This is a genomic window from Phormidium sp. CCY1219, assembly GCF_055795085.1.
This window is the reverse complement of record NZ_JAYFEQ010000439.1, coordinates 1-8,657: the sequence shown is the minus strand read 5'-3', so window position 1 is coordinate 8,657 and position 8,657 is coordinate 1. Positions and strand designations below refer to the sequence as shown.

Here is an 8,657-nt window from a genome sequence, read left to right as displayed (position 1 = left end):
ACCGCAATTCCTCGCCCTGGGAGGAGTACAACCGCGATTCCTCCCCTTCCGATGAGTACAACCGCAATTCCTCGCCCCGGGACGAGTACAACCGCGATTCCTACTATTTTGATGAGTACAACCGTTGAGTACAACCGCGAACTGACTGCGCGGGATTCCCCCACCGATTTCGACTTGCCGGGATCCTAACGGGTTATACCGTTTTTCATGCATTCCGCTTGGAGATGATTCACCGTCCCGACTCCTGGAGAGACGCGCTCTTATCGCCTCTTTCAGGGGATCGGGGGAAACCTACTCTAACCGCCGTGTAGTATGCGTTTAAATTGCATCCCCAGAGGGTAGGGTGGGCCTCGCCATTTTCGGAAGTGCCTCGCGCCCCGGAAGTTCTCGTGCCTGCCCACCCGACAAACCTCAAAAATCGATGGGCAATTTATTTTGCATGACTGCTTATGCGTTTAAATTGCATCCCCAGCTCATCAAAATGCTAAAGTGCGTGCGGCTAAAACTCCTCGGGACTAAAGAGGAGTTTATATTAGCCGCACGCACCACGCCCGCGAGGAAAGCAGATTAAATGTATTTCTCGGCGGGGAGAATGAAGAACTTAGCACCGATGAAAAGGCGATCGCAAATTCTCCATTCCACAAGATCCGATTCTGGTTTTTCCCCCAGTTAGCGGAAATTCTCCGGGTTGAGTTCCCGCGAGGATCCGCTGGAGTGGTTTTCCATTAATCTCGCACCGGTTCCCCCATCCGCCGGATCCAGGAAAGGCCGCAAATTGATATTACTGGGGTTGACTTGAGGAGAATGACCCCCCCGAGGCAACTGGATCCCCATCGCATCTTCCAGAGTTCCCATCAATCCGCCATTGCCCGTATCCACGATCGCATTCACCGCTTCAGTTTGACCCCCGCGATCGGCAACGGTCAAATTTTCAAACACGCGATCGCGAATCAATTCCGGGTTCTCTCCAGGGGGAACTGTCAGCACGATCTGACAACTGGCGTTAACCTCCGTGGTCACGCAAATAATGTCGTAGCCATTTTCCACCCCGATCGCCAATTCTTTCATCCCGTCTTCTCGGTAAAACTCCAACCGACGGGCAATCTCATTGCAGCGACGTTCCGGCGTCCACCCCCCGCCTAACCGACTCGGTTGCGCCCACTCATAGGACTCGCCCGGTTGACTTTGCGGGTGGTACATCACCTTGTACTCGCCCTCCACTACCTCGCAGGTAAACCGCGCATTACTCGCACTCGGCGTTTCTCCATCGGACCCATCACCAGTTTGTGTTGGGGTATTCGTCGGCGGAATCCGAACGTTATTCGGTCTGGGCATCTCCTGAGCTACCACAGTGGCACCAGAACTCAGAGCAAACGCCACTCCGAGACATAAACTCATTCCCCGAACTGCTGAGGTGGCAATTGCAAACGGGGATTTCTGTTGTTTCGATCTCATCTCAAGTCTCTCCTAAATTTTTTCGTTTAATCGCTTTTCTAGTCCCCCTCTACCCCCCACCGATGCCCCCACCTACTTGCTTCTCTCGTCCGGGAATCCTCCCGAACTCGAGAGGTGCCGTTATCCCCAGCACCTTCAAAATACTTAGAACCGCGATAGAGAGTAGGGACTCTATTCTCCTTGACGTAATGGCAAGGAAAAAGATTCTGCACCTGGCCGTCAGTTTTTGCCTGCCTTTCTATCTCCAGGGTTTGTTTTTCTCTCCCGGCCATTTTTCCTCCCCCATCCGGTCAATTAATTGGCCAACAGTTCGTTTAGTCCAGCTTCTATCGCAATGGATTATTGAGACATATTATTCCGCCTGCAAACATTCCGAGTCCTCCAATTGCAGCAATCCAAATTATCTTTGAATTTGATAATGACAACCCGGACGACCGAAATCCGCGATCGTTAATCTGATAGCCCTTAATCTTTAAATTCCACCGACGAGGTAAACGTCATGCCCGCTAAAATTCACGAAGACCCATGCGAGAGGCTTCCATCGCACCTGCGGTGGAGAGTGAGTGAGGGCTTCGGGGCAGCGATCGGGTAACCCCCAAACCTGCGGCGACCCTCCCGCCACAGGTTTCTCATCCCTCTGCAAGTAAACAAATCCAGCCCCCTCGATGGATACCCCACCACCCCGGTGAGGCGATCGCAGGCAATGATACAGCAGAAGCAGGATCCCCTACAAATAAGGAAATCAATAAATGTCTAGCTGAAGCAATTACCAATTGTGGTTTTGTACCGGCAACAAGTCACACTTAACCCCCTTAGACTCACCGTATTATGAGGCGGTGATTTCCCTGGTGGTTAAAAACGGCAAGAAATTACAATCCATTAAAGCAGAGAATAGCGATGGTTCCCGATAATTGCAACGCTGATTGAATGCAAGCTTTTATCGGTTCTTGAACCCGATCTCGCGATCGCAAATCATCTTCTCCCTCCCCGGCTGTTTTGGGCATTTTCATTGAGCGAATTACTGAGCCACCGCAGTGGGTAGGGTGGGCTTAAGCCAGATGAGCGAAGTGCCAATAGCAACTGATTCAAGGAACTACCCACCCTAAAAACCGCTTTTACCAACCGGATTTGATAGTATTTCTGCTTTTGCCAAATGCGCGCTGACGGGCTTTCGCGCAAAGCAACGCAGGAATGGCAAATTTGAGGGGTTTTTTGTGGCTGTTTTGGGGATTTGAATTGCGAGAATTACTGAGTCAATTCCCCCCATTTATGCGCTGAATTGCCAACTCTGCAGCTAACTGCAACGCCGATTTCATACTCGCACAATCCGCAATGCCTTTGCCTGCAATATCGAAAGCGGTGCCGTGGTCGGGAGAGGTTCTAATAAACGGTAAACCAATTGTTGTATTGACTGCTTTATCGAAGGCCATTAATTTAACTGGAATTAATCCTTGGTCGTGGTAGAGAGCCAGATAGCCATCATGGGCATTTGTGGCGGAACCGTACCATGCTTGACCTGGTTTAACCCAGAGGGTATCCGGGGGAACCGGACCGTCTATTTTTACTGTGGGATAACTTTGCCGTTGTTCTTCAATCCAGGGAATTAACCCGTCTCTTTCTTCGGTTCCGAGTTGTCCGTTTTCGCCACTGTGGGGGTTGAGTCCGGAAATGGCAATCCGGGGGGTTTCTAACCCAAAATCTTGGCGCAAGCATTCGATAAACAGGTCGAGTTTCCAACTCAGTAAGTCGGGAGTGAGGGCGTCGGGGACTTGGCGCAGGGGAATGTGAGTGGTGGCGAGGAGGGTGCGGAGGGTCCAACCACTGTGGGGAGATTTGGCGACGAATAGCATTCCGAAGCGGCTGACGTTCGCACTTTCGGCGAGGAGTTCGGTTTGTCCGGGATAGTGATGTCCGGCTGCTTTCCAGCAATTTTTGGCGATCGGACCGGTGACGATCGCCTGAAATTCGCCGGCGAGGGTACGCCCGATCGCCTCTTTCATATAGGCAAAACTCGCTGCGCCACTTGCCGCATTGCCCTCACCTAGCACAATGTTTTTGCTCGCACTTTCAATATCGATAATCTCTAACTCGTCGGGAGAAGCGATCGCCGCGCATTGCTGTCGATCGAGCTGCTGGTAGGTTTGCTCGATCGCCTGGCGAGTCCCCACTACGGCAATCTGGCAATTGCTCGTGATTTCCGGATCCGCCAAAGCTTTCAAGATGACCTCGGATCCAATTCCGGCGGGATCCCCAATGGTGAGAGCGATCCGGGGACGAGTTTGCCCGGGGGAGGGGGTGGAGTTTGTAGTTTCCATCACAGTTTCACTTTGCGATCGCGACAACAACACAGAATCGGTGAAAAAATATTAATTGCCATTTCACATCATACCTGAAAACGCCGTTTTTCTATGAAGTTTTGTAAAAAATTCTTGCCATTGCGCGCCAATTGTGTTTGGCGATCGCAACCCTTGCCCAAAAGCCAATCAACCCTCGCCGGGAAAAGGCAGACTCAGGCGGCGATCGCCGTTTCCCTGATACCTGAAACTGGGATTACACCGAGGTGAAGCCACAACACTTGCCCGTGGATTGGCGATCGTCTGCGCCTGCTTTTCTGAAGAAAACCTAAAATTATTGCCCCCCGGCTTCCCAGCTCTTATGATATTATATTAGAAGGGGACGGGTTTGGCCGAAAATAGCGCCAAAAAACCATAGTTCCCTTTTTTCTTATGTGTTAAACACCGGAAAACCAATTACACCAAACTTTTAGAGTTTTGACGTGCAATGACCGAAACCACCCAATCCGATCGCCATTCAATTTATCAGCTCAAAATCTGGCTCAAAGGCAGCGAACCGCCTATTCTGCGGCGAATTCAGGTAGATAGCCATATCACCCTGTACAAACTACAGCGGATTTTGCAAATCGTCATGGGCTGGACGAATACTCACCTGCATGAGTTTATCATCAACGGCACCCATTATGGCCAATCTCATCCGGAATATGGCCTAGAATTCAAAACCGAAAGGCGGGCGAGATTAGACGACTTGATGCCAGAAGAAAACACCCACTTTATTTATGAATACAACCTAGATGACCAGTGGCTTCACGATATTGAAATCGAAAAAATTCTGCCTCCAGAATCAGGTGTCCATTATCCGCGATGTATCGGGGGCGATCGCGCTTGTCCTCCAGAAGAATGCGGCGGAATTCGCGGATATGCCGATTTGCTCGAAATTATTCAAAATCCAGAAGACCCCGACTACCAACAAACCATAGAATGGTTGGGAGAAGATTTCGACCCCGAAGCGTTTGACATCGATGAAGTCAACCGCGAACTCAAACAAATCCGCTAAATTAATAGCTGCGATCGCATCGGTGCCACCTCAGGCGCGATCGCTCTTTTGGGGTTTCCGAGGAGCGATCGCACCCCCCTCTAAAAAAAATCTAAAGTTTCTTGCTTGTTCGCCGATTATTTGATATAATTACTTTAATTTCAAAACTACAAAATCCATAAGAACCCCGATCGCATCAAGCATCGGTTTTTTTACATCCTCCTCCCCCGGTAAACTCAATCCGCCCCTCCATCCGCCATCCCACGCCAAAGCGGTTTGGGGAAGCCTTTGAGAGGATTTGCTGTTCCCTAGGGAAAAACGCAAAACCAGGCGTTTTTCTGCAAATGAATCGGGAGGATAAGCGCAAAAATTAGTAAAAAAAGCAAGAGGAAAATGACCAATGGGGCTAACCATCAGTTATCAACTAAAATTTGAAACCGATTCAGAAGAACTGGCGCGAGAAAAGATAACCGCCTTGCATCAAATAGCATTAGACATGCCATTTGCTAACGTCAGCGAATTGGTAGAATTAAAAGGCAAAGAAGAATGTCGCTTTAACCTAGAGGATTTCGACGACCCCGATCGATTCTTGAAACTGGAAGCAGCCCGGGGGGTACACCGAGGTAATACCACCTATCATGTAGACGCAGAACATCTGATTTCCTTTCTCGTCTGGCCCGGAGAAGGATGTGAAAGCGCCCGGTTGGGTTTAGCCGTATTTCCCAAAACCATTAAGATTCCCCGCATGAGTGACAAAGAACGAGAGGAAAAAAGTTTCCTGACGTTGCACGAGTTGCTCGAACATAAAAAGAAGATGAAAAAACCCAGCGATCGCGAAGAAAACTATGAGGTACTCCCCACCGATTTACCATCATGGTCTTGGTCCGGTTTTTGCAAAACCCAATATGCCAGCAATCCCAAATATGGCGGCATCGAACATTTCCTCAAATGTCACGGATTGATTATCAAACTATTAGATCATGCCCAAGAACTCGGCATGCTAGAAGAAGTCATCGATGATGCAGAATATTGGGAACACCGCGACCTACAAAAGCTCGCCCACTCCGTAGGACATTTTAACACCTTAGTAGCGGGAATTCTCGGCGGATTGGATCGGATGCTGACCAACGCCGGCGTGGAAATAACCAACCACGAATCCCCCATTAGCGAATATCCCAACTACGAGTATTTAGAAGCCCAAGGAGAAGCCGAATTGTCCTCCAAAAACCAGGAAGAAGAATCCTCCTAACCAGCAGTGAATAAAACGCGGTTTTGCATTCACCCGGTAGGAGGAACTTCCCCTTGTCCAAAGGCGACTTATCGTCCCTGCTGCTGGTGGTCATTTCGCGACAATTTAGGCCAAAAAATCACGCGATCGCCTGCCAAACTTTCACCATTTTATCATCGCTTCCCGTCGCCAATTGTTTACCGTCGGGACTAAACGCCACCGCAAACACATAACTGGAATGACCGCGCAACGTGGCTAACACTTCGCCGGTTTCCACAGACCACAGTTTGAGCGTTTTGTCACTACTTGCACTGGCTAAAACTTCCCCATCCGGGCTAAACGCCAGAGTTCTAATTCCATCGGTATGCCCGGTGAGGGTACGGAGAAGTTCTCCACTATTCGGGTTCCAAAGCTTCACCGTTTTGTCCAAACTGCTACTCGCTAACACCTGACCATTCGGACTAAACGTAACGCCTTCCAGGGGGTTGGCATGACCGGTTAAAGTATGGTATTCTTGACCTGTATGAGAATCCCAGAGTTTCACCGTTAAGTCCCAACTCGCACTGGCAACGGTTCGACCATCCGGGCTGAAAGCAACCGAAACGATCGGTTTAGAATGGCCTTTAAAAGTTAACCGTTTTTCCCGGTTTTCTACCTGCCAAAGTCCAATGGTTTTATCCCAACTGGCGCTGGCTAAAGTTTGACCATCGGCACTAAACGCCACCGACTCGATCGGTTTTGAATGAGCTGCAATGGAGTGGAGTTCTTCTCCCGTACTCGGGTTCCATAATTTAACCGTGCGATCGAGACTTCCACTGGCAATCAATTTGCCATCTGGACTCCATGCGATCGCATTCACAAAATCCTCATGACCAATGAGCGTTTTGCCTTCCTTCCCTTGGTGAGGGTTCCAAAGCTGAATGGTAGCGTCTAAAGAAGCACTAGCTAACGTTTGTCCGTCAGGACTAAATGCAAGGGAGACAACTGCCGCAGAATGACCGGAGAGCGTATCGTTACATTGCCAAGTCTTGTCGTATTTTACCATAAGATTAAGTTCGCGCGGCCACTGATGAAACGTTCTGTCGGGTTTCTCGGGATTGTAGTAGACCGAAGGCAAGGGTAGCCTTCAATTGCCCAGGGATTTTCCCACAACCCTGCCCCAGAAACTTTAGATCCTACCACGATCGCCTCCATCCCGAACGCGATCGCTCAGGGGCATTGCACCCAAAACCCGCGCGCCCCTCCCCCGCCAAAGAAATTGGCCCCGAGATTCCACCCGTGGAAAATCTCTTGTACACTCGATCCGAACAGACAACAATGCCTACACAAATGAATCCCTCTGCCACATTCGACTTCGAGGATGAAAAATTCCAGGCCCCCCCTTCCACGGTATTGCCCTGGTGTCAGATGCTTAACCCGAAATCGAGTCTCGACGGACTCAAACCATTCGGGTTAGCCATTAAACTAGAACAAGTCAACGCCGCTGGGTTTGTGCCCGATGAAAATTGGCAGCCCATCGAATACGAATTTAGCACCGGAGACGTGGAAAATCTACTGATTACCACCACGCCGAGATTGTCCATCGTCAGACAAGGCCCCATCTGTATTAAAGAGCGCGATACAGGCGAAGTTCTCGGGCGGTTGATGGATATGTACGATGAATTTAAAGCCAATCGTCTGAAATACAAACCCTTCACCCGCTATCTGATTTTCCTAGTCGGTCAAGACAAAAAATTCCTGCATAAATTGCCCTTGCGATTGACCTTAAGCGGGTCTGCAGGAGCAGGGTTTGGCATTGCTTATCGTTACCGAAAAGACGGTCAAATCACCGGATTTACCGCCGAATTAGAGCAAGCATACGCCGATTTTCGCAACCAACCTAACGCGCCAAAAGGACCGCTATTTCACGCTCACGGTATTTTTTGCCCCTTGTTTGAAGCCTCACAAAAAGAAGTGGAAAACAACACCGTTTGGGTCACCGATACCACCGATTACGAACATCCTACCGCCAGTACCTTACCGGATTATATGATTCCCACCAATTCCGAGGAATCCAAACTCATTTGCGAAACCTTTGAGGAATATAAAGACTTCGGTCAAGATGTTCCAACAGTGGAAACCCTGAAGATGGAAACCCCAGCAACTCCCACCAGTGGATTTGATGCCAGCGCCTATATTTATGAGGACGAATATGAGGATTATCCGGAACCTCCCTATTAAAATTGCGGGGGGCTGAAAACCATAGTAAATCCCTAGGGTGGGTTAACCCAAATTTCCCCCACAAACCGCAGTAAAACCCGTAGGTGGGCTAACCCACCTACCCCCACAAACCGCAGTATTAGGGTCAGCATTACCCAGGGTAATCCCGCTTTTACTTGACATGCTAGAGCGTCGATTCAATCGTAAATAAAGAGCATAAAAAACGTCAGGTTGCTAATCGGTTGGTCAGCAGGTCAATAGGTGGTGACAAAACTTTCTAATTGCCACTGAACTAATACCCTATTCCCCTCATCTTCGGCGGCAAAATTTTTGCCTTCATCGGTTGACAATCTAATCTGTATTGGCTACAATCAAGGAAACGGATGGGCGAGGCAGGGCGTTTATGCAATGCTTTGATTGCATAGCGGTTGTCCTGCACCGTCGA

Annotated in this window: 7 protein-coding genes; 3 read left to right on the top strand and 4 right to left on the bottom strand. The window is 49.5% G+C overall.

Annotated elements, in window-relative coordinates; genetic code table 11:
• Positions 1–669 precede the first annotated feature (669 nt).
• The 3 genes from AC0QH1_RS10305 to pdxA form a co-directional block, all read right to left on the bottom strand.
• Positions 670–1,455 carry a COP23 domain-containing protein gene (locus tag AC0QH1_RS10305; RefSeq protein WP_324630998.1) on the bottom strand — a complete coding sequence of 262 codons (786 nt, stop codon included), beginning with the start codon at positions 1,453–1,455 and terminating at the stop codon, positions 670–672.
• Between the two features lie 869 nt (positions 1,456–2,324).
• Positions 2,325–2,465 (bottom strand): hypothetical protein, encoded by a 141-nt coding sequence (locus AC0QH1_RS10300; RefSeq protein WP_324630997.1) that lies wholly within the window; start codon positions 2,463–2,465, stop codon positions 2,325–2,327.
• A 243-nt stretch (positions 2,466–2,708) separates the two neighbouring features.
• Complete coding sequence (gene pdxA / locus AC0QH1_RS10295) at positions 2,709–3,770, bottom strand: 4-hydroxythreonine-4-phosphate dehydrogenase PdxA (RefSeq protein ID WP_324630999.1); 1,062 nt, start codon at positions 3,768–3,770, stop codon at positions 2,709–2,711.
• Between the two features lie 466 nt (positions 3,771–4,236).
• Here pdxA and AC0QH1_RS10290 point away from each other — a divergent pair, with 466 nt between their 5' ends.
• Positions 4,237–4,806, top strand: a complete 570-nt coding sequence (locus tag AC0QH1_RS10290) for a plasmid pRiA4b ORF-3 family protein (protein ID WP_324630996.1) — start codon at positions 4,237–4,239, stop codon at positions 4,804–4,806.
• A gap of 379 nt (positions 4,807–5,185) precedes the next feature.
• Positions 5,186–6,034, top strand: coding sequence for a hypothetical protein (locus tag AC0QH1_RS10285; RefSeq protein WP_324630995.1), 849 nt, complete (start codon positions 5,186–5,188; stop codon positions 6,032–6,034).
• A 118-nt stretch (positions 6,035–6,152) separates the two neighbouring features.
• Here the strand turns inward: AC0QH1_RS10285 and AC0QH1_RS10280 are convergent, their stop codons facing one another.
• The gene (locus AC0QH1_RS10280; RefSeq protein ID WP_324630994.1) at positions 6,153–7,130 is read right to left on the bottom strand and encodes a WD40 repeat domain-containing protein; all 978 of its coding nucleotides are present in this window, start codon (positions 7,128–7,130) and stop codon (positions 6,153–6,155) included.
• A 200-nt stretch (positions 7,131–7,330) separates the two neighbouring features.
• Between AC0QH1_RS10280 and AC0QH1_RS10275 the strand changes: the two genes are divergently transcribed.
• On the top strand, positions 7,331–8,233 hold the full coding sequence (locus AC0QH1_RS10275) for a DUF5895 domain-containing protein (RefSeq protein WP_324630993.1): 903 nt from the start codon (positions 7,331–7,333) through the stop codon (positions 8,231–8,233).
• The last annotated feature ends 424 nt before the right edge of the window (positions 8,234–8,657 follow it).

Coding starts and splice junctions, on each gene's coding strand:
- AC0QH1_RS10300 (WP_324630997.1), bottom strand. CDS start 2,465: ATGAAAATGCCCAAAACAGCCGGGGAGGGAGAAGATGATTTGCGATCG.
- AC0QH1_RS10305 (WP_324630998.1), bottom strand. CDS start 1,455: ATGAGATCGAAACAACAGAAATCCCCGTTTGCAATTGCCACCTCAGCA.
- AC0QH1_RS10275 (WP_324630993.1), top strand. CDS start 7,331: ATGCCTACACAAATGAATCCCTCTGCCACATTCGACTTCGAGGATGAA.
- AC0QH1_RS10290 (WP_324630996.1), top strand. CDS start 4,237: ATGACCGAAACCACCCAATCCGATCGCCATTCAATTTATCAGCTCAAA.
- AC0QH1_RS10285 (WP_324630995.1), top strand. CDS start 5,186: ATGGGGCTAACCATCAGTTATCAACTAAAATTTGAAACCGATTCAGAA.
- pdxA (WP_324630999.1), bottom strand. CDS start 3,770: ATGGAAACTACAAACTCCACCCCCTCCCCCGGGCAAACTCGTCCCCGG.